General features: G+C 71.0%; 19 protein-coding genes. 5 read left to right on the forward strand and 14 right to left on the reverse strand.

All coding sequences use genetic code 11. From position 1 onward, the window contains the following. Positions 1 to 5 precede the first annotated feature (5 nt). From WMF28_RS37815 to WMF28_RS37855, 9 genes are all read right to left on the reverse strand, one after another. Positions 6 to 1,526: an NADH-quinone oxidoreductase subunit N gene (locus WMF28_RS37815; RefSeq protein ID WP_437598442.1), complete on the reverse strand. Its 1,521-nt coding sequence runs from the start codon at positions 1,524 to 1,526 to the stop codon at positions 6 to 8. Between the two features lie 3 nt (positions 1,527 to 1,529). Then, positions 1,530 to 3,776, reverse strand: a complete 2,247-nt coding sequence (locus WMF28_RS37820) for a complex I subunit 4 family protein (RefSeq protein ID WP_437598444.1) — start codon at positions 3,774 to 3,776, stop codon at positions 1,530 to 1,532. Between the two features lie 7 nt (positions 3,777 to 3,783). Further along, complete coding sequence (locus WMF28_RS37825) at positions 3,784 to 6,369, reverse strand: NADH-quinone oxidoreductase subunit L (protein ID WP_437598446.1); 2,586 nt, start codon at positions 6,367 to 6,369, stop codon at positions 3,784 to 3,786. Between the two features lie 211 nt (positions 6,370 to 6,580). After that, positions 6,581 to 7,348, reverse strand: a complete 768-nt coding sequence (gene yihA, locus WMF28_RS37830) for a ribosome biogenesis GTP-binding protein YihA/YsxC (protein WP_437598448.1) — start codon at positions 7,346 to 7,348, stop codon at positions 6,581 to 6,583. Next, the gene (locus WMF28_RS37835) at positions 7,345 to 7,683 is read right to left on the reverse strand and encodes a gamma-butyrobetaine hydroxylase-like domain-containing protein (RefSeq protein WP_437481748.1); all 339 of its coding nucleotides are present in this window, start codon (positions 7,681 to 7,683) and stop codon (positions 7,345 to 7,347) included. The genes yihA and WMF28_RS37835 overlap by 4 nt, the downstream gene beginning before the upstream one ends. A 132-nt stretch (positions 7,684 to 7,815) precedes the next feature. Next, complete coding sequence (locus WMF28_RS37840) at positions 7,816 to 8,805, reverse strand: Gfo/Idh/MocA family protein (protein WP_437598449.1); 990 nt, start codon at positions 8,803 to 8,805, stop codon at positions 7,816 to 7,818. Next, on the reverse strand, positions 8,802 to 9,203 hold the full coding sequence (locus WMF28_RS37845) for a hypothetical protein (RefSeq protein ID WP_437598450.1): 402 nt from the start codon (positions 9,201 to 9,203) through the stop codon (positions 8,802 to 8,804). Before WMF28_RS37845 ends, WMF28_RS37840 begins: the two co-directional genes overlap by 4 nt. Positions 9,204 to 9,266: 63 nt before the next feature. Beyond that, on the reverse strand, positions 9,267 to 10,220 hold the full coding sequence (locus WMF28_RS37850; protein WP_437598451.1) for an acetyl-CoA carboxylase carboxyltransferase subunit alpha: 954 nt from the start codon (positions 10,218 to 10,220) through the stop codon (positions 9,267 to 9,269). 157 nt (positions 10,221 to 10,377) lie between these two features. Then, positions 10,378 to 12,288: an adenylate/guanylate cyclase domain-containing protein gene (locus tag WMF28_RS37855; protein WP_437598452.1), complete on the reverse strand. Its 1,911-nt coding sequence runs from the start codon at positions 12,286 to 12,288 to the stop codon at positions 10,378 to 10,380. Between the two features lie 240 nt (positions 12,289 to 12,528). Between WMF28_RS37855 and glpK the strand changes: the two genes are divergently transcribed. Beyond that, entirely contained in the window at positions 12,529 to 14,040 is a 1,512-nt protein-coding gene (glpK, locus tag WMF28_RS37860; protein ID WP_437598453.1) for a glycerol kinase GlpK, read from the forward strand. A gap of 275 nt (positions 14,041 to 14,315) precedes the next feature. Continuing rightward, entirely contained in the window at positions 14,316 to 15,113 is a 798-nt protein-coding gene (locus tag WMF28_RS37865; protein ID WP_437598454.1) for a UPF0158 family protein, read from the forward strand. A 98-nt stretch (positions 15,114 to 15,211) separates the two neighbouring features. Here WMF28_RS37865 and WMF28_RS37870 read toward each other — a convergent pair whose 3' ends face one another. Both WMF28_RS37870 and WMF28_RS37875 read right to left on the reverse strand, forming a co-directional pair. Continuing rightward, positions 15,212 to 16,537: a carbohydrate porin gene (locus WMF28_RS37870; protein WP_437598456.1), complete on the reverse strand. Its 1,326-nt coding sequence runs from the start codon at positions 16,535 to 16,537 to the stop codon at positions 15,212 to 15,214. Positions 16,538 to 17,849: 1,312 nt separating this feature from the next. Continuing rightward, positions 17,850 to 18,566: a hypothetical protein gene (locus WMF28_RS37875; RefSeq protein WP_437598458.1), complete on the reverse strand. Its 717-nt coding sequence runs from the start codon at positions 18,564 to 18,566 to the stop codon at positions 17,850 to 17,852. Between the two features lie 87 nt (positions 18,567 to 18,653). Between WMF28_RS37875 and WMF28_RS37880 the strand changes: the two genes are divergently transcribed. Then, entirely contained in the window at positions 18,654 to 19,142 is a 489-nt protein-coding gene (locus tag WMF28_RS37880; RefSeq protein ID WP_437598459.1) for a nitrate reductase associated protein, read from the forward strand. Positions 19,143 to 19,227: 85 nt separating this feature from the next. Here WMF28_RS37880 and WMF28_RS37885 read toward each other — a convergent pair whose 3' ends face one another. The 3 genes from WMF28_RS37885 to folP are packed head-to-tail and all read right to left on the reverse strand — an operon-like array spanning position 19,228 to position 22,434. Further along, entirely contained in the window at positions 19,228 to 20,166 is a 939-nt protein-coding gene (locus WMF28_RS37885; protein WP_437598461.1) for a CdaR family protein, read from the reverse strand. Then, on the reverse strand, positions 20,163 to 21,503 hold the full coding sequence (cdaA, locus tag WMF28_RS37890; RefSeq protein WP_437598462.1) for a diadenylate cyclase CdaA: 1,341 nt from the start codon (positions 21,501 to 21,503) through the stop codon (positions 20,163 to 20,165). The genes WMF28_RS37885 and cdaA overlap by 4 nt, the downstream gene beginning before the upstream one ends. After that, positions 21,496 to 22,434 carry a dihydropteroate synthase gene (folP, locus tag WMF28_RS37895; protein ID WP_437598464.1) on the reverse strand — a complete coding sequence of 313 codons (939 nt, stop codon included), beginning with the start codon at positions 22,432 to 22,434 and terminating at the stop codon, positions 21,496 to 21,498. The genes cdaA and folP overlap by 8 nt, the downstream gene beginning before the upstream one ends. Positions 22,435 to 22,769: 335 nt before the next feature. Here folP and WMF28_RS37900 point away from each other — a divergent pair, with 335 nt between their 5' ends. Together WMF28_RS37900 and WMF28_RS37905 are read left to right on the forward strand one after the other, a co-directional pair. Next, positions 22,770 to 24,617 carry an HDIG domain-containing metalloprotein gene (locus WMF28_RS37900; protein WP_437598465.1) on the forward strand — a complete coding sequence of 616 codons (1,848 nt, stop codon included), beginning with the start codon at positions 22,770 to 22,772 and terminating at the stop codon, positions 24,615 to 24,617. A 58-nt stretch (positions 24,618 to 24,675) separates the two neighbouring features. Continuing rightward, positions 24,676 to 26,403: an acyl-CoA dehydrogenase family protein gene (locus WMF28_RS37905; RefSeq protein ID WP_437598466.1), complete on the forward strand. Its 1,728-nt coding sequence runs from the start codon at positions 24,676 to 24,678 to the stop codon at positions 26,401 to 26,403.

Consider the following 26,403-nt stretch of genomic DNA (forward strand, 5'->3'; position numbering starts at 1 on the left):
GCAGGTCAGCGCAGCATCGAAAGCGAGCTCGCCACGAAATCGTAAACGGGCCCCCAGTAGACGCCGAGCAGCAGGGTCGGAACCGCGAGCGCGCATGTCGTCGCGCCGAGCAGCGGCCGCACGGCTGCGGGCTCGGTGCGCTCGCCCTTCTCGAGGTACATCGCGCGGAGGACGCGCGCGTAATAGAAGAGCGAGATCACGCTGTTCACCACGCCGACGATCGCGAGGACCCAGGGCCACGCGCCCCCGGCGGTGAGCAGCGCCGAGAAGAGGTAGAACTTGCCGACGAAGCCGGCCGTCGGGGGCAGGCCGGTGAGCGAGACAAGGAACACGGCCATCGCCGCGGCGACGAGCGGCGCGCGGCGCCCGAGCCCCCGGAAGGCGGAGAGCGTCTCGTCTCCGCCGCTCTGCTCGGCCACGACCATCACCACCATGAACGCGCCGAGGTTCATGAAGCAGTAGGTGACGATGTAGAACGCGATCGCGGCGACGCCGGCGTCGCTGAACACGGAGAAGCCGAGCAACATGTAGCCGGCGTGCGCGATGCTCGAGTAGGCGAGCATGCGCTTCACGTTCTCCTGCCCGAGCGCCGAGAGGTTGCCGACGGTCATGGTCGCCATCGCGAGGCACCCGGCGAGCACCGGCCACGGCGTCGCGACGGCCGACGACGCGCCCCCGGCGCCGAGCGCGTCCGAGAAGAAGCGGACCAGCACCGCGAAGCCGGCCGCCTTGGGCCCGACCGAGAGGAACGCGGTCACCGGCGTCGGCGCGCCCTCGTACACGTCCGGCGTCCACATGTGGAACGGCGCGGCGCTGATCTTGTAACCGAAGCCCGCGAGCATGCAGGCCGTGCCGACGAAGACGACCTCGGGCACCTTGCCCTGCTGCGCCGTCAGCGCGGCGATCCGGGCCGCGCACTCGCCGAGGTGCATCGACGCGGTGATGCCGAAGATCCAGCTCATCCCGTAGAGCATGATCCCCGACGCGACGCCGCCGAAGATGACGTACTTGAGCGCCCCCTCGCTCGATCTCGCGTCGTTGATCTTGAAGCCGGCCAGCACGAAGCTCATCACGCTGACGAGCTCGAGCGACAGGTAGATGAGCAGCAGGTGGCGGCTCGCCGCCATGAGGTTCATGCCCAGCGAGAGCACGAGGATCAGCGCGAAAAACTCCCCCTGGTCGCGGCGGAGCTCGGGCGCGACGCCCGGCCCCCGCGGCGGCACCGAGAAGAGGACGATCACCCCGGTGACGAACGCGAAGATCACGCGGAACAGGTTGGAGAAGCGATCGAACGCGAGCAGCCCGTGGAAGAGCTCGTGGGGGCCGGCGTCCTTCGCCAGGAAGTAGGCGCCCATCCCGCCCGACCAGGCGAGCGCCGCCAGGCTGATGACGACGAGGCCGACGATCTTGAGGCGCGCCGGCGACGCGAGGTCCCACACGACGAGCAGCAGGACGGCGGCGATCAGGCCGAGCTCCGGCGCGAAGTACGCGAGGCTCGCCACGTTGTCGAAGGTGCGGGTTTCCACGGCTTATCTGGCGCTGGCGAGGACGCTTCGGCCCGCCGCCGCGCGCTCCTCCGGGGCGGCCGCGCGGGCGGGCGCGCCGCTGTCCACGCCGGGCGCGCCGGCGATCTGGGACGGCCCCGGCCTGTCGACGAGGCGGTGCACCTCGAGGGCCCCGCGATCGATGAGGCGGAGGAGCGGGCGCGGCCAGAAGCCGAGGAGGAGGACCAGCACCGCGAGCGGCGCGATCGACGCGAGCTCTCGCCCGCTGATCTCCGGGAATTTCCCGCCGAACGGCTCGAGGTACTTGCTCTGCCGCCACGAGGCGCGGAACGTGCCGAGGAACATCCGCTGGAGCGCCCAGAGGTGATAGGCCGCGGTGAGGATGACGCCGACGGCGGCGAGGATCGTGAGGGCGCGGTAGCGCGGGAAGGCGCCGATGAAGGTCAACGCCTCGCCCCAGAAGCCGGACAGGCCGGGCAGGCCGAGCGACGCCATGAACGCGAAGCCCATGAACGCCGTGTAGAGCGGCATCTCCGAGGCGAGGCCGCCGAACTTGTCGATGTCGCGCGTGTGCACGCGGTCGTAGACGACGCCGACCAGGGTGAAGAGCATCCCGGAGATCAGGCCGTGGTTGAACATCTGGACGAGGCAGGCCTGGATGCCCTGCGGCGTCATCGCGCCGAGCGCGAGCAGCGCGAAGCCCATGTGGCTGACGGAGGAGTAGGCCACGAGCTTCTTCAGGTCGCTCTGCGCCATGGCGCAGAAGGCGCCGTAGAGGATGTTGATCACCCCGAACGTCGCCATGGCCGGCGCGGCCCACTGCGTCGCCTCGGGCAGCAGGGTGAAGTTGATGCGGAGGATGCCGTAGGTGCCCATCTTGAGGAGCACCCCCGCGAGGATCACGCTGATCGCCGTGGGCGCCTCCACGTGGGCGTCCGGCAGCCAGGTGTGGAACGGGAACATCGGGATCTTGATGGCGAACGCGACGAAGAGCCAGATCCAGGCCACCTTCACCGCGGCGACGCCGAGGATCTCGAGGCCCTGCGCCGCCCAGGCGACGCGCGAGAGCTCCGGGATCGAGAAGATGCGCTCGGTCGCCTGGCCGTCGACCAGGTAGGTGTGGCCGGCGTTCAGGTAGAACCAGATGAACGCGAGCAGCATGAAGACGCTGCCGGCCAGCGTGTAGAGGAAGAACTTGATCGCCGCGTACTCGCGCCGCGGGCCGCCCCAGATGCCGATGAGGAAGTACATCGGCAGGAGCATCACCTCCCAGAAGACGAAGAAGAGGAACAGGTCGAGGGCGATGAAGACGCCGAACATCCCCGTGACGAGGAGGTTGTACATGGCGAAGTAGCCCTTGAGCTGGTCATGGACGCTGTAGCTCGCGAGGGCGCCCACGAACGAGATCAGCGCCGTCAGCAGGACCATCGAGATCGACACGCCGTCGACGCCGACGAAGTACTCGACGTTCAGCGAGCGGATCCACACGCCGTGCTCGATGAACTGGTAGCCGTCGTTGCCGTCGGCGCGCGTGAAGCTCCGGTCGAACTGGGCGTAGAGCCACCCCGCGAGGACGAGGTTCACGCCCATCAGCACGACGGTCATCAGCCGGAGCTTCCGGTCGTCGTTGTAGCGCAGGAGGTGCGCGAGGAAGATCGCGACCACGCCGAGCAGCGGCAGGAACGTCAGGATCGACAGGATGTGGTCGCCGACGAAGCCGAGGCCGCGCCCGCGCTCCGCGTGGATGCCCATCGCCAGCGTCCGCCCCGGCGCGACCGCGCCGGCGGCGACCGCGTCCGACTCGACGATGACGTGCCCGTAGAGCTCGCGCGCGCGCACGCCCTCGGTCCTCCACCGGACCACGACCTTCCGGCGCGCGCCCGGCGGGAGGCTCGCCGCGGTGCCGCCGCCCTCGAGCTCCGCGCTGACGCCCGGCGGGACGCGCGGGTCCTCGGGCGACGTGCGCACGATCACCCGCGTCACCTTGAGGGGGCCGTCGCCGCGGTTCTCGATCGTGAACGAGCCGGCGTAGTCCGGCCCGCTCGCGGCGAGCTCGACCGGCGCGCCGGGCGCCTCCGCGCGCAGCGCGATCTGGCCGCGCGGCTCGAGCGCCCGCGGCGCCTCGAGGGTCTGCGCCGCCGCGGGCAGCGCCGCGCCGAGCAGGAGGGAGAGCGCGGCCAGGAGGGGAATCAGGAGCTTCATCGAGGTGGACCTGGCCGGGCTCGCGAGGGCGACGCCACGGCGCGTGTTGACGAAGGAGAGGTTCGACATCCGCCGTTCACCGCAGGAAGTAATGAACGATGCTGATCAAGGCGACCCCGCCCAGGAGGAAGTAGACGTAGCTCTGGATGCGCCCCGTCTGCAGGGTGCGGAGCCTCGCGCCCGCGCTCAGCGTGCCCTCGGCGACGAGGTTCACGACCCCGTCGACGAGGTACCGGTCGATGGCGCCCGTGACCCAGGCCGCGGCCCGGGCCAGGACCGCGACCCCGTTGACGATGCCGTCGACGATCCACCGGTCCATCTCGGCGAAGAAGAGGCGCAGCGAGAGGACGGCGCGCACCACCGTGGCGTCGTAGATCTCGTCGACGTAGTACCTGTTCGAGAGGAGCCGGAAGCCCGGGAACCGCCGCTCCTCTTCCGCCCAACGCGCGGAGCGCCGCTCGCCGTAGCGGGCGCGGGCGCGCGAGAAGGCGAAGATCGCGCCGCCGACGGAGAGCGCCATGAGCGCGAGCTCGAGCCCCAGCCCGTGGCGCCGGAACGACACGTCCGCGTGGGCGAACACCGGATGGAGCCACGCTTCGAGCAGGGGCTCGCCGTGACCGCCGACGAAGTGGCTGGAGAAGCCGAACACCGCGCCCGCGAACGTCGACAGGACCGCCAGCACCGCGAGCACCCAGGTGATCGCCGGCGGTGACTCGTGGACCTGGGTCTCGATCTCCTTGCGGGCGTGCGGCCCCTCGAACGTCAGGTAGTAGCTCCGCCACATGTAGAACGAGGTGCAGAGCGCCGCCGCGAGCCCCATCCCGTAGATGAGCAGCCCCGGGATCGGGCCGGTATTCTCGGTGCCGAACGCCCTCCAGAGGATCTCGTCCTTGGACCAGAAGCCGGCGAAGAACGGGATGGGCGCGGCGGTGATGGCGAAGCAGGCCACCTGGTACGTCCGCGCGGTGAGCGGCATGACGCGGCGGAGGCCCCCCATGTTGCGCATGTCCTGCGCCGCGGCCTCGTCGTGCTCCACGGCGTGCATCCCGTGGATCACCGAGCCGGAGCCGAGGAAGAGGCAGGCCTTGAAGAAGGCGTGCGTCATCAGGTGGAACACGGCGGCCCAGTACGCCCCGACGCCGACCCCGATGAACATGAAGCCGAGCTGGCTCACCGTGCTGTAGGCCAGCACCTTCTTGATGTCGTACTGGAAGAAGCCGATCGTGGCCGCGAAGAGCGCCGTCGAGGCCCCGATCAGCGCGACGACCCCGCCCGCGACCGGGCTCAGCGAGAACAGGAAGCTGAGGCGCGCGATCAGGTAGACGCCGGCCGTGACCATGGTGGCGGCGTGGATCAGCGCGGAGACGGGGGTCGGGCCGGCCATCGCGTCGGGCAGCCAGACGTGGAGCGGGATCTGGGCGCTCTTGCCGGCCGCGCCGACGAACAAGAAGAGGCAGGCCAGCGTGATCAGCGCGACGCCCCACACCGTCTTCGACTCGAGCGCGTCCTTCAGGAACGCCTTGCCGCCCGCGTCCTTGATCACGAGCTGGTCGTGGATCTCGCGGAACGTGACCGTCGAGCCCACGGTCGCCAGCACGACCCCCTTGCCCGGCTCGACGCGCATCCGCTCGATCGCGGCGATCTCGATGCCGTCGCCCCCGACGACGGCGCCGTCGCCCGGCACGATCACCACGGAGTGCACCCCGGCGTCGATCTCCCTCCGGATGAAGGGAGATACGCCGAACGGCCGCGGGTTCGAGGCGAGCTGCGCGGCGTCGGCGATACCGAGGTACACGCGCGCGCCGGGGTGACCGGTGAAGGTGAGATGGCCCTTCGCGCCGGCGCGCGGCGCCCTGCGCTCGCCCGGCTTGCCCGTCGGCCCGCCGTTCGTCCCGGCCGAGGCGCCGTGATCGCCGCGCGCCTCCGCGGCCACCGCGATGAAGCGCGCCCGGTAGTCGGACAGGAACCGGCCGTCGTCGAGCCACCTGGCGCCGAGGCCCCAGAAGAGGAGCATGAGACCGCACACGAAGCCGAAGTCGCCGATCCGGTTCACGACGAAGGCCTTCATGCCGGCAGAGGCCTTCTTGTAGTCGCTGTACCAGAACCCGATGAGCAGGTAGCTGCAGAGGCCGACGCCCTCCCAGCCGAAGAACATCACGATGAAATTGTCCCCGAGGACGAGGAGCAACATCGAGAAGACGAAGAGGTTCAGGTACGTGAAGAATCGCCAGTACGAAGGGTCCGCCTCCATGTACGACGCGGCATAAACATGGATGAGCGCGCCGACGCCGGTGATGATCAGCGTCATGAGGCCGCTCAGCGGGTCCATCAAGAACGCGAAGTTCGCGTCGAACGACCCGATGCGGACCAGCTGCCAGGCGAAGCTGTAGAGAGCGCGTTCCCCCGGAGCGAGCCCGGCGAGCTGGATGAAGTTCGCGAGCCCGAGGGCGAAGGCGCCCAGCATGGCGCCCACCGCGACGAGCGTGACGCCGAAGCTCCCGATGTGGAGCCGCTTCGACAGGCCACGACCGAACGCGCTCCGCTGCAGCGCGCGGCCGAACAGCGCGTTGGTCACCGCGCCGAGCAAGGGCAGGAGCGGGATCCACCAGAGCGGCGTCAGCGACGCGTGGACGTGCGTGACCTGGCCGGAGTAGTCGGGCATCGTAGGGTCAGCCGGTGAGAACGTGGGCTGGCGCGCGCGCTCTGCGCTGCGAGACGCGGCGCGACAGCGGGACTGTCGGCTCTGGTGACTCCCCCGCGAAGCCGGAGGAGCCGCACGTTAATGGAGGGCCAGAGGGCGGGTCAATACCTCCATCGGCCCCGCACCGGGGCGAGACGCGCCGTTTCTCCGCGCGTCTCGCACCCCGGCGAGGTCATCCGTCGGTCGTCCGTCGCTCCTCGTCCTCGCCCGCCGCGCCGCTGTTCGGCGGCGGCGCCGCGCCGCCGAGCAGCGTCGCGCGCCGGAGCGCGAGCCACAGATCCCGCCTGCCCTCTCCGGTGATCGACGAGAAGCCCACCGCGCGGCGGAGCGCGCCGCCCGCTGTCCGCGGCGCCGCGGCGGACACCTGGTCGAGCGCGCGACGGACCGACGAGCGAGGCACCTTGTCGATCTTCGTCGCCACGAGGAGCAGCTCCACGGGCCGTCGCGCGACGTCGCGCGACGCCTCGACGAAGCGGAGGAGCTCGAGATCGTCCTCCTCGATGCCCCTGCGCGCGTCGACAAGGAGCAGCACCGCGGCGAGCGTGACGCGCCCGCGCAGGTATCCCTCGATCAGCGACGCCCACACCGCCTTCTCGGACTTCGAGCGCCTCGTGAAGCCGTACCCCGGCAGATCCACGAGCTGGAACACAACGCCGTCGCGCGCCCGGGCCTCGTAGAGGTTGATCTGCCGCGTCGAGCCGGGGTTCGAGCTCGTCCGGACGAGCCCCTTGCGCTCGACCAGCGTGTTGATGAGGCTCGACTTGCCGACGTTCGAGCGCCCCGCGAACGCCACCTCCGCGCTGACGGGCGGAGGGAGCGACGCGAGCGAGCCCGCGCCGGCGACGAAGGAGGCGTCGACGATCTGGAACGGATCGAGCTGCCGCTCGGCGCGCGCCGGCGGAGGAGCAGCTTGAGGCTTGTGTGCGCGGCGGGTGGTCACTTGGATCGGGGCGGTTGGAACTGCGGCTTGCACTCGTCGCACTGGCAGAGCGAGCGCAGGTACCGGAAGGTGTAGATCCCGGAGTCGTGCTGGTCTCCCCACGTGAACTGGATCGCGTAGTTGCCGACCTGCTCGATCTCGCGGACGTTCAGATCGCCTCCGGGCACGAAGTTGATCGTGCCGCCATGCCCCTGGCAGCTCGCGCACGGGCAGTACCCGCGCAGGATCTCGTGCGGAAGGACGCTGCGGTGGCCGTCAGCCCAGTGGATCTCCATCACGCGCGCTCCGTGCGGGGCCTTGAGCTGCGTGGGCGTGATCTTCGGATCCTGCGGCATCGTATCCTTCCAGCGGAAGGCAGTACCACGCCGATCCGGCGCTGCAAAGCGCAGCGGGGCCCCGGCCGCGCGCCGCGCGCCTTTTCGCGCTGGCTTTTCGCTGTCCTCGCCTGTGATCGCCTGTCCTCGCAGCTACCCTGCGGCGACGGCCCGCGCCTCGACCGGCGCGAGCGTCGCCTCGACGCGCTCGAGGAGCCTCACGACCGCGGCGCCCTCGTCGAGCGGCGTCAGCGGCGGCGCGCGGTCCTCGACGCAGCGGAGGAAATGCTCGATCTCCACCGAGAGCGGCTCGCGCCACGGCACCTCTAGCTCGTGCCCGGCCGGCGCGAGCGCGTCGCGATCGCCGACCGCCGCGCCCGCCGCCGCGCCGCGCCCGTCGAGGAGCACGAGCCGGTCGGGCGCGCGCACGTCGTCGAAGACCGCGACGCGCGCGCTGCCGGCGAGCCGCAGCCGCCGCTCCTTGGTCGGGCTCGACGAGCAGAGCTCGATCTGCGCGGCGAGGCCGCTCTCGAGGCGCGCCGCCAGCGTGACGTGCTCGCCGCCGGGCGAGAGGTGGGCCCGCGCCTCGACGAGCGGGCTCGGGTCGAGGGCCGAGAGCACCGAGAGGTCGTGCGGCCCGAGCGTCCAGAGCGCCGAGCGGGCCCCGCCCAAGGCGCCGCCCGTCGAGAGGCGCGCCGCGCTGAAGCTCACGAGATCGCCGAGGCGCCGCTCGCGCGCGAGCGTGACGAGGTGCACGACCGAGGGGTGATAGCGGAGCAGGTGGCCGACCATGCCGATCCGGCCGAGCGCCGCCGCGCGCGCGGCGCAGCGGTCGGCCTGCGCCGCGGAGAGGGCCAGCGGCTTCTCCACGAACACGTCGGCGCCGGCCTCGAGCGCGCGCAGCGCGAGCTCGCCGTGGCTCGACGGCGGCGTCGCGACGAGCACCGCGTCCACGCGCGCGGCCAGCGCCTCGTCGACCGTGCGCACGAGCCGCGCCCGCGGCGCGAGCGCGCGCGCCCGCGCGAGGCGGCCGCGGTCGACGTCCGCCACCGCGACGACGCGCGCCCGCGCGTTCTCCGACAGCGCGCGGAGGAGCTTCTCCCCCCACCGCCCGCAGCCCACAAGCGCCACGCGGACGCTCACGGCGCCCCCCGCGCGGCGGCGGGCTCGGCCCGCAGACGGGTGAGCTCGCCGAGGATCGCCTCGCCCTCGCGGTTCCCCGGGTGGATCGACGGACCGTTGATGTCGACAAGGAAGTCGTACGCCGCGCTCGGCTCTCCCTCGATCGTCGCGCGCACGCGGACGTGCTGGAAGCAGGCCGACTCGGTGGCGGTGCTCCACACAGGCGCCTTGCCCGGGTGCCGCGCGCCGATCGCCTCAGGCACGCTCCGGCCGCCCTCCGGCCGGTACTGCTGCACGACGCCGAGCGCCGCCCTGCGATCCGAGGCGTTGAACCGCGACTGCACCTGGAGGACCACGCCGGCGGCGACGGCGCTGGTGCCCACGAGCAGCAGCGTCCGCATCGCCTTGCCGTAGTCCATCCGCGAGCCGTATAGCCCCGGCGCCCGGGGAGAGCCAGCCGGAGCGCCCGGGCGACGCGCCGCTCAACCCACGAACGACCCGAGCCCGCGGAACCTGCGGTACCGGTCGTCCACGAGCTCCTCCGGACTGAGCCCGTCCATCGACGAGAGCGTCGCCCAGAGCGCCTTGTCGAGCCGCACCGCGGCCTCGTCGTGGTCCTGGTGCGCGCCGCCGGTCGGCTCCTCGACGATGGTGTCGACGACGCCGAGCTGCAGGAGGTCCGGCGCGGTGATCTTGAGCCGCGACGCGGCCTCGTCGGCCCGGCTCCCGTCCTTCCAGAGGATGGCCGCGCAGCCTTCGGGTGAGATGACGGAGTAGCAGCTGAACTCGAGCACCAGCACGCGGTTCGCGACGCCGAGCGCCAGCGCGCCGCCCGAGCCGCCCTCGCCGATGACGGTCGCCACGATCGGCACCCCGACCCGCGCCATCGCGGCGAGCGCGGAGCCGATCGCCTCGCTCTGACCGCGCTCCTCGGCGCCGATGCCCGGGTACGCCCCCATCGTGTCGATGAACGTCAGGATCGGGAGCCCGAACCTGTCGGCCATCTCGTAGAGCCGTATCGCCTTCCGGTAGCCCTCCGGGTTCGGCATCCCGAAGTTGCGCTTCACGTTCTCCTTCGCGCCGCGCCCCTTCTGGTGGCCCACGACCACCACGCTCCGCCCGTGGTACGTCGCGAGCCCGCCGACGATCGAGCAGTCGTCGGCGAAGCGCCGGTCGCCCTTCAGCTCGACCCAGTCCGTGAAGAGCCGCTTGATGTAGTCGAGCGTGTACGGCCGGTTCGCGTGCCGCGAGAGCAGCACCTTCTGCATCGGCGTGAGCCCGGCGAAGATCTCGCGCGCCAGCCGGCCCGTGTTGTCCTCGAGCTGGGCGAGCTCCGGCTCGAACCGCGGGTCGGCCGCGGCGAGCGACCGCAGCTCCCGCACCTTCTCGATGAGCTCTGCGACAGGTTTCTCAAAAGGTAGAATCGAAGCAGCCACGGCGCGGACCCTAACGCTGCAGCGGGCGGACGGCTACGGGGCTGTGCTGCCGCGCCGCATCACGTCGTTCACGCTCACGCGCTCGCAGAGCGCACGCTCGCGGGCACCCACGCGCGCGCCGCGCCCGCCCGGGGCGGAGGCGCCGCGACCATGGCGCTCATTCCTGGGCGGCGTTGGCCGGCTCGACGTTGGTCGGGACCTGCGCCATCGGCCGGCTCCGGATCACGTTGTAGATCGGGATCGGCTTGTCCTTGCCCTTGACCTTGGCGGGCTGGAGCTCTTCGGTCTCGAACCTGCCCCCGAGCTGCGCGTACGTGGTCTCGCTGATGACGATCTGACCGGCCAGCGCGATCGAGCAGAGCCGCGCCGACGTGTTCGCCACGTCGCCGATCACCGTGTAGCTGAGCGCCTTCGAGCTGCCGATGTACCCCGCGACGAGCGGCCCGGTGTGGATCCCGATGCCGACCGCGAGCGGCTGCTCGTCCCGCTCGAGCCGCTCGCGGTTGAACTCGCCGAGCACCTCGCCCATCTTCAGCGCGCACTCCACGCTGCGGACCGCATCGTCCCGGTGGGCGACCGGCGCGCCCCAGAGCGCCATGATCCCGTCGCCCATGAACTTGTCGAGCGTGCCCTCGAACTGGAAGAGGGTGTCGACCATCCGCTCGAAGTACTGGTTCAGCATCACGACCAGCTCCTCCGGCTTCTTGCTCTCGGCCATGCGCGTGAAGCCGCGGATGTCGCTGTTGAAGACGGTGCACTCCTCGACGTGCTGGCCGCCCTGCTTCACGGCGAGCTGACCGCTGAGGACGCGCTCGGCGATGTTCGGCGAGAGCAGCCGGCGCAGCTGCTCGCGCGTGACGATCTCGTTCTCGATCTTCTTCCCGAGGATGTTGATCTCGATGAACATCGCCGCCTGGTAGGCGATGGCGGTCACGAGCTCGAGGTCCTTGGGCTGGAACTGGGCGAGCGTCTCCGAGTCGAGCCAGAGCACGCCGAGCACCTCGTTGTTGTGCTGCAGCGGCGCGACGAGCGGGGCGACGATGGCCGAGCTGATCCGGTTCAGGATCATGCTCTTGCCCTTCGACGCCGCGAAGTCCATCGCCGCGTCGTGCGTCAGCACCGCGGCGCGCTCGTGCACGACGTGGTTCAGGATCGTCGAGGACACGCTGATCGGCGCCGTCGTCCCGTCACGCCGCTGCATGGCCTGCGGCGTGAGCTCGCCGCTCTCGTTGCGCAGGAAGATCACCCCGCGGTCGGCGCGGATGAACTTGAAGACGCTCGTGAGGATCTTCTCGAGCAGCTTCGTCGTGTCGCGCTCGGCGGCGATCTCGCGGGACAGCTCGTGCGACAGCCGCAGGCGCTCGTAGTCCGCGCGCAGCTGGTTCATGTCGTTGGCGATCCGGTCGAACGCCAGGAACCCCTTGTCCACCGCGGCGATCTGCGTCCCGATCTGGCGGGCCTGATCGTTCACGTCGATGCGGGTGCCCTGCGCGACGTACGAGCCGCCGTGCGCCCCCGAGCGCCCCGGCAGCGGCGCGGTCCCGCCCGGCCCGGCGACCAGCGGCGGCGCGTACGGCGGCTGCCGCGTCACCGGCGGCGCCGCCGGCGTGCCCGGCAGCGGCGCCGGCTGCTGCTGACGCGCGTACGGAGGCTGCGCCGGCGCCGGATAGGAGGCTCCCTCGCGCGGCGGGTGTCCGTAAGCCCCCGGAGGCTGCGCCGGCATCGCGCCCTGGTGGTTGACCGCGGGAGGCCAACCCGGGACGAGCGGCGAAGCGACCGGGGCACCCGGGTCGTCGAACCGGCCGCGCGTGGACCCCAGGGCGATCTCGTCCCCGTGCTTCAGCGGCGCTTCGCCCCGGACACGCTCGCTGTTGATAAACGTGCCGTTCAGGCTCCCGAGATCGCGCAGGACGAAGTGATCGCCCCGCTGCTCGATGATGCAGTGCTCCTTCGAGACGATCTTGTCGAGCAGCTGGATGGAGTTGTTCGGGTGGCGCCCCAGCGAGTTCACGGGCCGCAGCTCGATCGCCTGCTGGCCCTCGGCGGTCTGCAGGATGAGGCGGGCCATCGGTCCTGGGAGATTACTCAGCCGGGCACGGACCGACAATCTTTCCGGCCGGAGTCCAGCACCGGCCAAGGTGAGCGACCGCGCGGATCTGCGAGAACGCGCCCGGAATCCAGCGCGATCGCCCAGGGCGGCCTCCGGTGGCCAGCACTGATCAAAAGATCAGTATTCCAGGCCGAGATCCGTGTGGAAGTGTCGCCTGGAACGGCTATGCGCCCACGGGCCGCCGCGTTAGTCGGCCGCATGGATTCCGCGTACCTCCTCGCGATCGATCAGGGCACCACCGGAACGACATCCCTCCTCATGGACACGGCGGGCGCGACGGTGGCCCGCGCCACGCGCGAATTTCACCAGCATTTCCCGGAGCCCGGGCTCGTCGAGCACGACCCGGAGGAGATCTGGCAGAGCGTTCAGGACGCCGTCGGCGAGACGCTCCGGGCGGCGGGCGTGGACGGCAGCGCGATCAAGGCCATCGGCATCACGAACCAGCGCGAGACGACGGTCGTCTGGGACCGCGCGACCGGCCGGCCGATCCACCGCGCGATCGTGTGGCAGGACCGCCGGACGGCGGCGCGCTGCGCCGAGCTCCGCGCCGCGGGCCACGAGCAGGTGGTCGAGGAGACCACCGGCCTCGTGCTCGACCCGTACTTCAGCGGCACGAAGCTCGAGTGGATCCTGGACAACGTGGTCGGCGCCCGCGCGCGCGCCGAGCGCGGCGAGCTCTGCTTCGGCACGATCGACAGTTTCCTCGTCTGGCGCCTCTCGGGCGACGTGGCCGGCGGCTCGCCGGTGCACGCGACCGACGTCACAAACGCGTCGCGCACCCTGCTCATGAGCCTCGCGTCGCTGAGCTGGGACGACGCGATGCTCGCGATGCTCCGGATCCCGCGCCCGCTCCTGCCGGAGATCGTCGGCTCGGCGGGCCGCGTCGCCGCGACTCGCGGCTTCCCGCACCTGCCCGACGGCATCCCGATCGCCGGCATCGCCGGCGACCAGCAGGCGGCCCTCTTCGGCCAGGCCTGCTTCGCGACCGGCGACGCCAAGTGCACCTATGGCACCGGCGCCTTCGTCCTGGCCAACATCGGCGATCGCCCGCTCCGGAGCCGCTTCGGCCTGCTCACCTCCGTGGGCTGGAAGATCGGCGCCGAGGTGGTCTTTGCGCTCGAGGGAAGCGCCTTTATCGCCGGGGCCGCGGTGCAGTGGCTCCGCGACGGCCTGGGCCTCATCAAGAGCGCGGCGGAGGTCGAGGCGCTCGCCCGCAGCGTGCCCTCCAGCGAGGGCGTCACGTTCGTCCCGGCGCTCTCCGGCCTCGGCGCGCCCTACTGGGATCCGGACGCCCGCGGGATCATCTCCGGGGTGACGCGCGGCACGACCGCGGCGCACCTCGCCCGCGCGACGCTCGAGGGAATCGCGCTCTCGGTGACGGATCTCGTGCAGGCCATGGCCGACGACCTGGGCCACCCCGTGCGCCGGATGCGCGTGGACGGCGGCGCCGCCGTGAACGACCTGCTCATGCAGTTCCAGGCGGACGTGGCGAACGTCGCTATCGAGCGCCCCGCCGACCTGGAGACGACGGCGCGCGGCGCCGCAATGCTCGCCGGCGTCGGCGCCGGCCTCTTCCGGACGAAGGAGGACTCGGCCCGCATGTCCCGTGTCGGGCAGAGCTTCCAGGTCGCGATGAGCGAGGCGGATCGCTCCTCCCACCTCCGCCGCTGGTCCGACGCCGTCGCCCGCGCGCGCTCGCAGCACGGATGATCACGCGCCGATTCTCCGAATTTCCACGCTGTTTTCCGCTTGAACCAGGTCTTCCGAAGCTCGCTCCCGAGCCGCCGTCGCGCCCCGGCTCGGCGGCCGAACGGGCTTCCGGATCAAGGAATCAACCCTAGGTTGCGAGAGTTAGGCCCAGAAGCCCCCAACCAGCGTAGAGTGCTATGACGACGGCGCATTTCCGTTCAAACTTGGTGCACTTGAACCGAGGCGCGCGGCCAGCCCACCGCCGCCTCGCTGCTTTCGATGGAGACGAGGAGGACATGTCGACTACCGAGAATGCTTCAGCCGGCGGGACGGCCGTTCGCGACATCCCGATCGACTGGGAGGCGCTGGAGGACGCCTTCGAGAACAACGCCCCAGAGGTGCACTCGTACCTGCACCTCGGCACGGGCGACGTGCTGCGAGTGGTCGACGGCGTGGCCGATCCGCAGATGCACGCGCGCATCGCGGCCGATGCCAACTACCTCCGGATCGATCCCGTGAGCTCCCGCGAGCAGTACCGGTGGATGGAGCGCTACATCCCGATGGTGGAAGACATGGATCTCCAGGCGAAGCTCAGCCAGGCGATCGACGGCAAGGGCGCGTTCCGGCGCTTCAAGGATGTGTTGATGTCCTACGGCCCCGAGCGGGAGCGCTGGTTCGCGTTCCGGAGCGAGCGGCTGCGCATCTTCATGGAGGCGTGGCTGAGCGCCCACGCGCTGAACCCGGTCCCCCGCCCGCTCTGGGTTCCGGAGGCGCCGGCTCGCCCGGAGGCGACCGCGCCCGCGACCCCTGCGGTCGAGGCGCCGCCGCGCGAGCGCGAGCGCGAGCGCGAGGAGGTGCGGGAGCCCCGCCGCGGCAAGAGCGTGGAGAGCCTGCGCAAGAACCTCCGCGACATCGCCGAGGCGCTCGGCCCGCGGGATCTCGACACGCTCACCGCGTTCGCGGAGTTCCTGAAGGCGCGCCGCGCGGCGCGCTCGTTCGCGCACCACTACCACGAGGCCCAGGGCCCGGCGGACGATGAGTCCGGGCCCGCCTCGCAGGAGATCGCGAGCGAGTCGCGCAGCGACACGGCGTGAGGGCGCGCCACCGGCGCCGCGATCGCGGCGCCGGGGCGCTGGCCTGAGGGTGGGACGGAAGGAACGGAGGGGAGCGGCGGGTTCGATCGCCGAGCGGTCTAGAAGTACCAGTCGGTGCGCGCGCCGATGTAGTGGCCGACGGTCGAGCGGGCCCTCACGTTCGCGGGGTCCGTGGCGTCCCGGAGACCGAAGGCGCGGATGTACGGCGACTGGTCGTTCAGGACCGCCGCCTCGTTGTAGATGGCGGCCGTGTAGATGAGCTTGAAGTGCGGACGCGCGCCGGTGCTCAGCTCGCCCGTCGGGACGAGGGTCGGGACGACCGAGAGCTTGATCGCGGTCCCCAGATCCTGCTCGCCGTCCTTGCGCCCCTGGAACGAGGCCTCGACGACGGGGTGGAAGTTCTTGTGCGCGAAGATCGTGGCGTTCGCCTGGATCGAGAAGTCCATCTGCTTCTCGAGGGCCACGGGGGCCGCGGCGCCCTCGGCCTCGTACGCCGCCTTCGTGTAGTGGAAGGTGCCGAGGCCTTCGAGGGCGGCGATGTCGCCGATCCGGAAGCCGACGTGCTCGACGGCCTCGATGGCGAAGGAGCCCGCGTAGGTGCCTTCATCGTTCGGAGCGCCCCAGGTCTGGTACGTCTTGCCACCACCGGCGGCGCCGTTGGCGATCCCGGTGCCGAAGCGCACGGCCGTGTCGCTCCAGTTGCCCTGGCCGAGCCCGAGGTGGAGCTTCGCGCCGATGACGCCGCCGAGGTCGCCCTTGCCGTTGTCGGGCGCATCCTGGCCCGGCCCCCGCGTCGCGGCCGGCAGGACGTGGAACTCGCCGTGGACCTTGACGTGGTGCTTGGCCTCGCCGCCGAACTCGAACTTGTAGTTACCGGCGAAGATGGTGCGGAAGCGCTCGACTCCATTGGCGAAGTTGTAGACGGGGGGGCCGCCAGCCTCGTCCGCCGACCGCCGGTACCCAAGGATGGCGAGCTTCAGGTTCTCGTACGTGATGCCGCCGCCCTGGCCGCTGAGGTCGTCGAGGTAGAAGTAGTCGCCGATGGGCGCGTACTGCTCGCGGAAGAAGCGCGCGCCGCCCCAGACGCTGAGGCCCGGGACGAGGAAGTTACCGGCCTCGATGTAGGCCTGGTTGAACTGCATCGTGATCGCCTGGCCGTCGTTCGAGCCCGGCTGCATGAACTGCCCGCCGTACTGACGCCAGATGGCGAAGGTCATCTCGGACTTCACGAAGAAGTCCTGCGGTGTCGCGCCCTTCACCACGTGCGCGACGAACGACGGCTCGGAGTAGTCATCCTCTTCGTAGCGGCCGCCGATGCCGAACCCGAGCAGGTTCATCGACTGGCCCTGGGCCTTCTGCCCGTGGAGCGACCACGCCATGCCGAGGCGCGAGTACCAGTGCCACTCGAAGTTCTCGCTGCCCACGGCGTGGGCCGACTTCGGCGCCGCCGTGAGGCAAATAGCGGAGACGGTAACCAGCCCGAGGGCTCGGACTGCGGCGCGCCGACCCGCGATTCGCATGCTGGGAACCGACGACCTGTCTCTCTTAAGTGATGTCATCGAACGACGCTCCTATCCATGTCTCTGGAGTGTGCTTGTGGTGATGGGGAGGTGATTTGGCCAGATGGCCAGCGCGGCAGAGGAAGCGGCCTATCAAGAGAATCTAAGGTTGGCTCTGTGGGACAGAGCCGCCCGCTGCCACACACGTGGGGCTCGCGGGGGGCACAGTTAACAGGAACGTTCTGTTCATGTCAAAGGTCTCCGAAGCACCCACAGCAGTTTGTTGCCTTCCGCGATGCGTTATTATTAAGTAACCGAAATCACTTGTGTTAGCCCCCCCTCGCCGCTCCCTGGGCCAGGAGCCGAGGCGCCAAATGACGCATCGCGCCAAAAGCAACTCGATCTGGATGAAGTGCTGCCGAAAGAATTTACGCGGCGCCTCGCACGTTGCGGCGAGTGCGGCGCGCGCGATGCGGACTGGAAGGCTGCATTCGCGAGCCTCGGCGACGCGGGGCTTTCGTGCGGCGGCGGAGCCACGTCGAGCGCCCTGGCGCGGATTGTTTCGGGAGTTCGAACTTGGTTTTTCGTTTCGAGGCGCCGAGGACCGTCATTGACGATCGCGGGCGCGCCGCGCGCCGCGCCCGCGAGAGGCCCCTGCGCGCGCGCGCAGGGCCGGGCGGCGCCGCGCGGCCGCGGGAGAAGCCTGCCTGGGTGCGCAATATAACGCAATGCGCCGCAACAGCGTAGCGCGCGACGCAGATCGCGAGCGGGTCAGTCGCGACTGCAGTGTACCGTGAGGTGGACGTGTTTTTGTCCAGGAAGGGCGTTACGCGGTCGCCTCGATACACGTCATGTCGCTCGCCGCGTGCGGGCGGCGGCGCTCGGAGGACAGGCACGGTCCCGGGCGCGCGAGGCGCATTGGCGGGGATCGCTGGTCGGGAAGCCGGTCGCGGTCCGCGCCGGGCGCTCACACGGGTCGGCGACTGCGACGCTCACGTCGGTGCTGTCGAGCAGGCGGCTCCAACCGATCTCGTCGAAGGGCCCTGGCGACCGCGCCTTCCGGCGGCTCACGGGTTGTCCCTCGATCTCAAGGGATAGAGTCTACCTGCGTTATCGCTTCTGCTGGCTTCGAGCAGCCGGCCCGTGTCCCGTGGGCTCTGGCGCTGTACCCGCCGCAGACTCTGTAGACGCGGCGTCCTTTCGCTCACGCGTCACTCGCGCGCACGCGCTCGCGTGCTCAGCGCGCGGACACGATGCTCAGGGACACCCGGGCCCGCGCGTTCTGGTAGTACGCGTCGAGCGCCTGGGCGAGCCGCTGCGCCACGTACCAGCGCTTCAGCGCCGGGACGACGTCCTCGTAGCGCTGATCCTTGAACGGCGTGGCGCCGGAGCGCAGGACGAGCTTGAGCTCGAAATCGCTGGGCTCGAGCATCGGCGCGACCATGCGGTCGAGGTACAGGCTCGCGCGCGCCTGGCGGCGCAGCAGCGCGTCCAGCTCGTCGGAGCTCACCCCCTCGGCGGCCGCCGCGGCGAGGAGGCGCGCGCGGCCGCGGGCGCGCTGCTCCAGCGCGAACCGGGCCGCCTCGGCGCGCTGCGCCACCTCCACCGAGGTCGGCGCCGGCGAGATCGGCAGGCTGGCGAGCAGCGTCTCGGCGATGTGCCGATCGAGCGCGGCGCGGACGTGCCGGTCCCGGTAGAGCCCGGGCTCCGCGTCGGGATCGGCGAGCGCCTCGATGCGCGCCTCGAAGGCGAGCTCCCGCTCGAAGATGAACTGAGGACGACGCACGCCGCCCGTCTCCGGCGCATGCCAGCGCACGACGACGCGGTCGAGCGGCACGGGGGCCGCCGCGGGCGCCGGCGGCGCGGCCGCGGCGGGCTGGCCGTGGGCGCTCCGCACCGGCGACGCGAGCGCGAGCAGCGCGGTCAGCGTCGAGAGGAGCCCGAGGCGGCGCACGGCGGCAGGCTAGCGCGAACCGCGCCGCGCGTGCCAGGCGCAACCACGGCTCGCGGCAGGATCGGGGCGCAGCTATAGAAGGGAAGTATGTACAGGCAGTTCGCGCTCGAGGGCGAGGTCCACGCCTCGCTCGACTGTGTGCCGCTCTCGGTGCGGCGAAAGCTGGACCTCGCGGAGCTCAAGATCTCGCTCGCGGGATGGCAGGCGCTGTCGCGCGCGGAGCGGCTCGCCCTGTGTCACCTGCCGGTCGACACGGACGAAGAGCTCACCGTCTACGCCGACGTGCTCCGCGGCTTCGCGGCGCGCGCCGGGGTCGACCTCACCCCCCTCGCGGGCGCGCCGGTGCGCCGCGCCGCCTGGGACGCGGAGAGCGTCAGCGCGCGGCTGCGCGAGCGGCTCGGCCCGGACGGCGCGCTCGACGACGCCGCGCTCGGCCGGCTGGCGGGGCTGACCGAGGAGGAGCGTTACGCGATCGTCAAGCTCGCCGATCCGAAGCGCGGGCCCGAGAAGCTGCGCGCGCTGCTCGGCGAGCTCGGGCTGTCCCGGGGCGACGGCGGCGAGGGGCCGCCCGGCTGAGCCGCCGCGCGGCGCCGCCGTCGCCGCTCGATCCCCATGCCCGTCGCGCTGACCTCCGCCAGGGCGGAGCGTCAGCGCGCCGCGCTCACCACTTCACCATGACCTTCGCCGGGTTGACCTCGGCGGTCACGCGGGGGACGTCGACGAGCACGTCGAGGAAGTCGCTGCCCGGCTGGCTCATGTCGAGCTGCGCCGCCTTGGGCTCCACGCGCGCCATGATCGAGTCGGGGTTGACGGCGCTCACGTCCTCCGGCGTCCCCGTGATCCTCACCTGCACCACGGCCGGCGTGACCGTGGCGCGCGGGATCCCGACCACCTCGACCTTGCGATCGAAGGTCCGCGTGGCGAGCTCGCGCCCGATCTCGAGCGTCGCCATCACGCTGTCGACGTCGTACGTCACGAGCTTCGGCGGCCGATCGAGGGCGAGCTGCCGCTGGTAGGTGCCCTCGGTGAGCCCGCTGATGTCGAACGGCGCGGTGCGCGCGAGCTGCATCACGTCGACCACCGAGCGCGGGCCGCGGGCGTTGACCGCCGGCGGCTCGACCGAGACCATCCCCTTCACGAGGAACCCCTGCGCCGCGTCCCCCGTGCGCGGCACGTGCACCGGGATGGCCCGCACGACCACGTCGTCCCAGCTGAGCTCGATCGTCGACGGGTAGATCTGCTCGACCACCAGCCCCGCGGGCACGTGAAAATCCGAGGGCTCGAGATCGTAACGCGTCACCGTGCCGTCGCGGAGGTCGAGCCGCAGCGTCCCGAGGCTCTCGGCGCGCAGGTCGTCGAGCTGGGTCCGCGGGCCCTGCACCGTGATCGCGACCTCGTTCGGGATCTGCGTCATGAGCTGCCGGTTGCTCGACTCGGGCGGGAGGATCGAGACGACGCTGAGCATCAACGTGCGCTGCGCGTTCTCCGCGCCGTGGATGAAGGCGTAGAGGCACAGCGCGAAGGTGATCGAGAGGAGCTTGAGGCCGAGGTTGTCGAACAGCGCCGAGCGGAGCGCCTCACGGATGCCGGCGAGCGTCATGGCTCATCTCGCGGAGGCATCCCCTCCGCGCTCCCCTTGGACGCGGCGGCCGTCGCGACCTGCCCCGTCGGAACGAAGGTGCGCTGCGATGGAACCGGGGAGTCCGTCGCGGCCGCCGCGGTGGCGTCGACGAGCGCCGGCCGGCCGCGCTCGGACGGGCGATCCCCGTCCTGCGAGGCGGTGGTGCTCCCCGGGCTCCGCGCGTCGGCGCCGGACCCCGCCGCGGCGCGGAGGTCGGCGCTGGACCCCGGCGTCGTGCGCGCATCGGCGCCCGAGCGCATCGGCGTGGAGGTCGTCGTCATCCGCGCCGCCAGCCGCGCGTCGGCCTCGGCGGGCGCCTTGATCATCGACGACGTCTTCGTGATCGGCGCCGCGGGCTTGGCCTCCATCGGCGCCGGCTTCGCCGCGGCGGCGGCGGCGGGCTTGCCGGGCTGCTCGAGCCCCTGCGCGGCGGCGCCTTGCGCGGGGCTCACCGCCGGGCCGCGCGCCGGCGGCGTCGGCAGGCTCGCGCGGCCGCTCTGGGCCACCTTCTTCGCGAAGCGCCGCCTGCGCGACGAGCGGCCGAAGAGCCCGAGCAGCGCGTGCCGCAGCGACTGGCCGTCCAGGTTCGAGACGATGTTGCCGCTGAAGCAGAAGCTGATCGTGCCGCGCTCCTCGCTGACCACGACCACGACCGCGTCGGTCTCCTCGGTGATGCCGAGCGCGGCGCGGTGCCGGGAGCCGAGGCTCGCGTCGAGGATCTTGGTCTCCGGCATCGGGAAGAAGACGCCGGCGCGCGCGATCTTGAGGTCGCGGATCAGCACCGCGCCGTCGTGCAGCTTGTTCACCGACTCGGGGACGAAGAGCGAGACGAGCAGCTCCCGGGTCACCACCGAGTCGATGTGGATGCCGTCGCTCTTGACGAACTCCAGCACGTTGGCGTCCTGCTCGAAGGCGATGATCGCGCCCATGCGGTGACGGGCGAGCTCGGTCGCGGCCGCGACGACCTCGTCGATGACCCGCGACTGCTGCTCGCGGCCGCTCGTGAACCAGTTGCTGCCGCCCACGCGGATGAGGGCGCGGCGGATGTCGTTCTGGAAGACGACGACCACGATGAGGATGATCGACGAGAGCAGCCACGAGAGGAGGTTGAGGAGCGTCGTCAGGCCGAAGACCTTCGCCCCGAGATAGATGAGAAAGACGATGCCGAGCCCGAGGCCCATCTGCATCGCGCGGGTGCCGCGCAGCACGAGCAGCGCGCGGTAGACGACGTAGGCGACGATGAAGATGTCGACGAGGTCCCGGACGACCTGCGTCGCCGGCCTCGCCGAGAAGAGGCGGAGGAACCCATCAACCATCGCCGCGCGCCCCCAGGGCGAGGGGTGCGCCGGCGCCGCGGCGGTCGCACGGGCCCGCGCGCTCGATCGCGCGCATCACGTCGAGCGCCTGGCGCACGGGGCCGACGTCGTGGACGCGCACCGCCGCGGCGCCGCGCGCGGCGCAGGCGAGCGCGGCAGCGACGGTGCCGCCGAGGCGCTCCGGGGGCGACGCCGGCGCGGCGCCCGCGCGGTCGCCCCGCGCCGAGGCCTCCGCCGCCGCGGCGCGCGCGAGGAACGACTTGCGGCTCGGCCCGACGAGCACCGGAAAGCCGAGGGCGCACAGCTCGTCCAGCCTGGCGCACAGCTCGAGCGACTGCCGCGCGTTCTTGGCGAAGCCGAGGCCCGGGTCGAGGACGAGCTCGCCCTTCGGCAGGCCCGCCTCGAGCGCCCGCTCGGCGGCGCGCGACCACTCGCGCGCCACGTCGGCGACGACATCGCCGTAGGCGTCGTCCGGGTAGGCGGAGAAGCCGGCCATCGCCGACATCGAGCCGCGGCTGTGCATGAGCACGAGCGACGCGCCGCGGCGCGCGCAGAGCGCGCCGAGCTCCGCCGCGCTGTCGAGCGAGATCGTGTTGACCACCGCCGCGCCGTCGTCGAGCGCGCGCGCCGCGACGACGGGGGAGGTCGTGTCGATGGAGACGACGGCCCCCCTCCTCACCGCGGCGCGGACGCTCCCGCCGATGCGCGCGATCTGCTCGTCGTCCGACACGGGCTGCGCACCCGGTCGCGTGGACTCCGCGCCGATGTCGATCATGTCCGCCCCCTCGGAGAGCATCGCATCGATCTGCGCGAGCGCCGTCCCTTCATCCGCGAAGCGACCGCCGTCGGAGAACGAGTCCGGCGTGCGGTTCAGTACCCCCATGATCACCACGCACCCGCGGCGTTCGAGCAGCATGCGCAGCGGGGACATTTCCTGTGGGTAGCAACTTTTGCGCCGAACGGCAATTGTCTGCTCGAATCGATGTTTACCGGGAGCAACTGGAACATCGCGAGGGTGATCCGACGCCGACGCTCGGCGTCGCCGGCGTGGCCGGCGGGCGCGCGCCGGCGTTGGACGGCGCGCCGGAGCCGACATTCGCGCCCGGGTCGCGCGCCGCTGACTCGGCCGCGCTTCTTTGCTAGGGTCCCGCCCACACCTTGACATCGGCGACCGCCCGCGGCCGTCGGTGGCGGCGGGGCGACGCGCGAGCGCGCCCCGTCAACCGTTTCTCAAGCTGTATCCAGCGGACGAGACCGAGCGGTTCCATGCTGCGCACGCGTATCCGGGCAGGTCCCCTCGCCGGCTTCGTCTTGAGCGTCCTCTTCGCGGCGCTCTTCGCCGTGCTCTGCGTGGGCGAGCTCTTGATCCCGTCGCTCGCGCCCGAGATGGGCGAGCCCGCGCCGTTGACGCTGCGGGTCCCGTACGGGCCGCGGATCGTGCGCGACAGGCACGACGGGAGCTTCACGCTCTCGTACGAGCACGCGCGCGTCATCGTGCCGCGCGGCACGGTCCTGTCGGAGCACAACGAGGACCACGACGCCGCGATGGCGTACGAGACGGTGCGGCGCATGCGCCAGCCCGGGCTCGGCGCGCGCGTCGCGAGCACGTACGTCATCTACCTCATCGTCTGCCTGATGCTGACGGTCTACCTGCGTCGCTTCGGGCAGAACCGGGTGCGGCTGCTGCGCACGCAGGTGGGCATGTTCGTCCTGATGACGGGCTCGCTCATCGTCGCGAAGCTCCTCTTGCTCTTCACGGCGCTCCCCGAGTTCTGGATGCCCGTCGCCGCGCTCCCGCTCTGGGTTGCGATCGCGTTCGATCGGCGGACCGCGTTCCTCGTCGAGGTGGGCGTCGCGTTCATCGCCGCGTCGCTGCTCCGGTTCGACGTGGTCCTCCTGTCGGTGCTGCTCGTGCGCGGCATCGCCGCGACCATGTTCTTCTTCAAGCGCAAGGGCTCGCGGCAGCTGCTCGTCGCGGGCAGCCTCGCGGGCCTCGCCGGCGCGATCGGGTTCGTCGCGCTGACCGTGCTGTTCGAGGGCAGCTTCGACCTCGTCGCGGATCTGAAGCGCGGGTTCGGGTCGAACGTGCTGGCCTGCATCGGCGGGGGGCTGCTCGTCGGCGTGCTCGGGCGGGGCCTCAGGGAGCCGGCCGAGCGGGCGATGGGGCACGTGCCACGCGACAAGCTGCTCGACCTCACCGATCTGGAGCAGCCGCTGCTCAAGAAGATGGCGGCGGAGGCGCCGGGCAGCTGGGAGCACGCGCGCGCGATGGCGAACCTCGCCGAGGCGTCGGCCGCGGCGATCGGCGCCGACGCCCTGCTGACGCGCGTGGGCGCCTACTACCACGACCTCGGCAAGACGGTGCAGCCCAAGTATTTCATCGAGAACCTCGCGCCCGGCGAGCGCTCGCCGCACGAGGATCTCGATCCGGAGGTGAGCGCCGACGCCATCATGGCGCACGTCGTGATGGGCACGAAGATCCTGCGGGAGGGCAACATCCCCGAGCCCGTCGTCGAGTTCGCGTACACCCACCACGGCACGCAGGTCGTCGAGTATTTCTGGCACAAGTGCGTCGAGCAGGGGAACCCGAAGGACCTGACGCAGGAGCACTTCCGTTACCCCGGCATGAAGCCGCAGACGAAGGAGACGGCGATCCTGATGCTCGTCGACTCCATCGAGGCGGCGTCGCGGACCATCTGGCCGCCCGAGCACAAGAAGTTCGAGGAGATGATCCAGCGCGTGATGTTCTCGAAGCTCGCGTCCGGCCAGCTCGATCAGTCCGGGCTGACGATCGAGGACCTGCGCATCATGACGAGCCGGATGGCGTCGACGCTGGTCAACATGTACCACGGGCGCATCAAGTACCCCTGGCAGCGCGAGAGCGATCGCGCCGGGCACACGCCGGCGCCGCCGACGGTCACGCCGCGCCCCACGACGGCCACGCCCGTGCCGTCTTCCGGCGCGGTGGGGCGGGACGGGAGCGCCGCCCCGCCGCCCGCCTCGACGGCGCGGGGCGCGGCCGCGGCGGCGCCCGCGGTCAGAGACGACGCCGGGGGGGCAGCGAAGGACGAGAGCCCAGCGGAGTCCGTGCGGACGCCGAAGAAGACGCACTGAGCAGGCCGCGCGGCTCACGCGGAGGCGCGACGGCCTGCCCCTTGATAAGGACGGTCCGATGCCCCCGACGATCGAGCAGAGCTTCATGAAGGCCCTCTTCCACGGCATCATCGCCGAGGACATCATCTTCCCGTACCCCGAGCTGCCCGCCGAGGAGCGGGAGGCGACGTCGATGATGCTCGACAGCGTGCGGAGGTTCTTCGCGTCGAGCGTCGACAGCGCCAGGATCGATCGAGAGCACGCCATCGACCCCGGCCTCCTGGCCGAGCTGAAGAAGCTCGGCCTGATGGGCCTGCAGATCCCGTCCGAGCACGGCGGCGTCGACCTCAGCAACATGGCGTACGCGCGCGTGATGCAGGAGGTCGGCGGGCTCGACGCGTCGATCGCCGTCACGCTCGGCGCGCACCAGTCGATCGGCTTCAAGGCGATCCAGCTCTTCGGGACGGAGGACCAGCGGCAGCGCTACCTCCCGAAGCTCGCGACCGGCGAGTGGATCGCGGCCTTCGCGCTGACGGAGCCGGGCGCCGGCTCCGACGCGGCGGCGATCAGGACGCGCGCCGAGGTGTCGGCCGACGGCTCGTACTACACGCTGAACGGGTCGAAGATCTGGATCACGAACGGCGGCTTCGCCGATGTCTTCACGGTGTTCGCCCGGACCTCCGCGCTCGAGGAGGGGAACAAGCCGAAGCTCACGGCCTTCATCGTGGAGCGGGGCATGGGCGTGAAGAACGGCCCGGACGAGCAGAAGCTCGGGATCCGGGGCTCGTCGACGACGGAGCTCTTCTTCGACGACGTGAGGGTGCCGCGCGAGAACGTGCTCGGCGACGTCGGCAAGGGCTTCAAGGTGGCCGTCGAGGTGCTCAACAACGGGCGGCTCGGGCTCTCGGCGGGGTGCGTGGGCGCGTGCAACACCCTGATCCGCCTGGCGCTCGACAGGGTCCAGGAGCGGCGCGCGTTCGGCCGGAGCATCGGCGATTTCGGGCTCATCAAGGACAAGATCGCGACGATGCTGGCGCACACGTACGCGCTCGAGTCCATCACCTACCTGACGGCGAGCCTCGTCGACGCCAAGGTCCCGGACTTCTCGATCGAGAGCGCGATCTGCAAGGTCATGGGGAGTGAGACGCTGTGGTTCGTGGTCAACGAGACGCTCCAGATCGCGGCCGGCATCGGATACATGGAGGATTATCCCTACGAGCGGCACCTGCGCGACGCGCGGATCAACATGATCTTCGAGGGGACGAACGAGATCCTGCGCTGTTTCATGGCGCTCTCCGGGATGAGCGGCCCGGGCAAGGCGCTCGCGGACGTGGCGAAGGCGATGCGAGAGCCCATCAAGGGCTTCGGCCTGCTCAGCGACTTCGCGCTCCGCAAGGCGCGGTCGGTGCTCGGGCGCGAGCGGATGTCGAAGGCGCACCCGCTGCTCAGCCGCGAGGCGGTGATCTTCGAGGACTACACGGCCGAGCTCGCCACGCACAGCGAGGACATGCTCCGGAAGCACGGGCGCGAGATCGCCGAGATGCAGTATGCGCAGCGCCGCATCGCGGAGATGGCCATCGACCTCTACTGTATGGCCGCGTGCATCTCACGCACGACCCGGGCCATCGAGCGGCGCGGCGAGGAGGGGGCGCGGCGTGAGATCGACCTCACAACCGTGTTCATCGGCATGGCGCAAAAGCGGCTCAGGCAGCATGTCGCGGACTTCCAGAAGAACGACGACGAGCTGCGCAAGGCCATCGCGGTGCGCGCCTATGCGGATCGCGCCTACCCGTTCGATATTCTCTGA

This window comes from Sorangium sp. So ce590 (assembly GCF_051521365.1).
GTDB lineage: Bacteria > Myxococcota_A > Polyangia > Polyangiales > Polyangiaceae > Sorangium.

Bases quoted from the DNA above. Each gene is read 5' to 3' on its own strand.
- WMF28_RS37880 (WP_437598459.1), top strand. From the start codon at position 18,654: ATGTACAGGCAGTTCGCGCTCGAGGGCGAGGTCCACGCCTCGCTCGAC.
- glpK (WP_437598453.1), top strand. From the start codon at position 12,529: ATGGATTCCGCGTACCTCCTCGCGATCGATCAGGGCACCACCGGAACG.
- WMF28_RS37905 (WP_437598466.1), top strand. From the start codon at position 24,676: ATGCCCCCGACGATCGAGCAGAGCTTCATGAAGGCCCTCTTCCACGGC.
- cdaA (WP_437598462.1), bottom strand. From the start codon at position 21,503: ATGGTTGATGGGTTCCTCCGCCTCTTCTCGGCGAGGCCGGCGACGCAG.
- WMF28_RS37855 (WP_437598452.1), bottom strand. From the start codon at position 12,288: ATGGCCCGCCTCATCCTGCAGACCGCCGAGGGCCAGCAGGCGATCGAG.
- WMF28_RS37900 (WP_437598465.1), top strand. From the start codon at position 22,770: ATGCTGCGCACGCGTATCCGGGCAGGTCCCCTCGCCGGCTTCGTCTTG.
- WMF28_RS37825 (WP_437598446.1), bottom strand. From the start codon at position 6,369: ATGCCCGACTACTCCGGCCAGGTCACGCACGTCCACGCGTCGCTGACG.
- WMF28_RS37820 (WP_437598444.1), bottom strand. From the start codon at position 3,776: ATGTCGAACCTCTCCTTCGTCAACACGCGCCGTGGCGTCGCCCTCGCG.
- WMF28_RS37835 (WP_437481748.1), bottom strand. From the start codon at position 7,683: ATGCCGCAGGATCCGAAGATCACGCCCACGCAGCTCAAGGCCCCGCAC.
- folP (WP_437598464.1), bottom strand. From the start codon at position 22,434: ATGTCCCCGCTGCGCATGCTGCTCGAACGCCGCGGGTGCGTGGTGATC.
- WMF28_RS37845 (WP_437598450.1), bottom strand. From the start codon at position 9,203: ATGGACTACGGCAAGGCGATGCGGACGCTGCTGCTCGTGGGCACCAGC.
- WMF28_RS37885 (WP_437598461.1), bottom strand. From the start codon at position 20,166: ATGACGCTCGCCGGCATCCGTGAGGCGCTCCGCTCGGCGCTGTTCGAC.
- WMF28_RS37865 (WP_437598454.1), top strand. From the start codon at position 14,316: ATGTCGACTACCGAGAATGCTTCAGCCGGCGGGACGGCCGTTCGCGAC.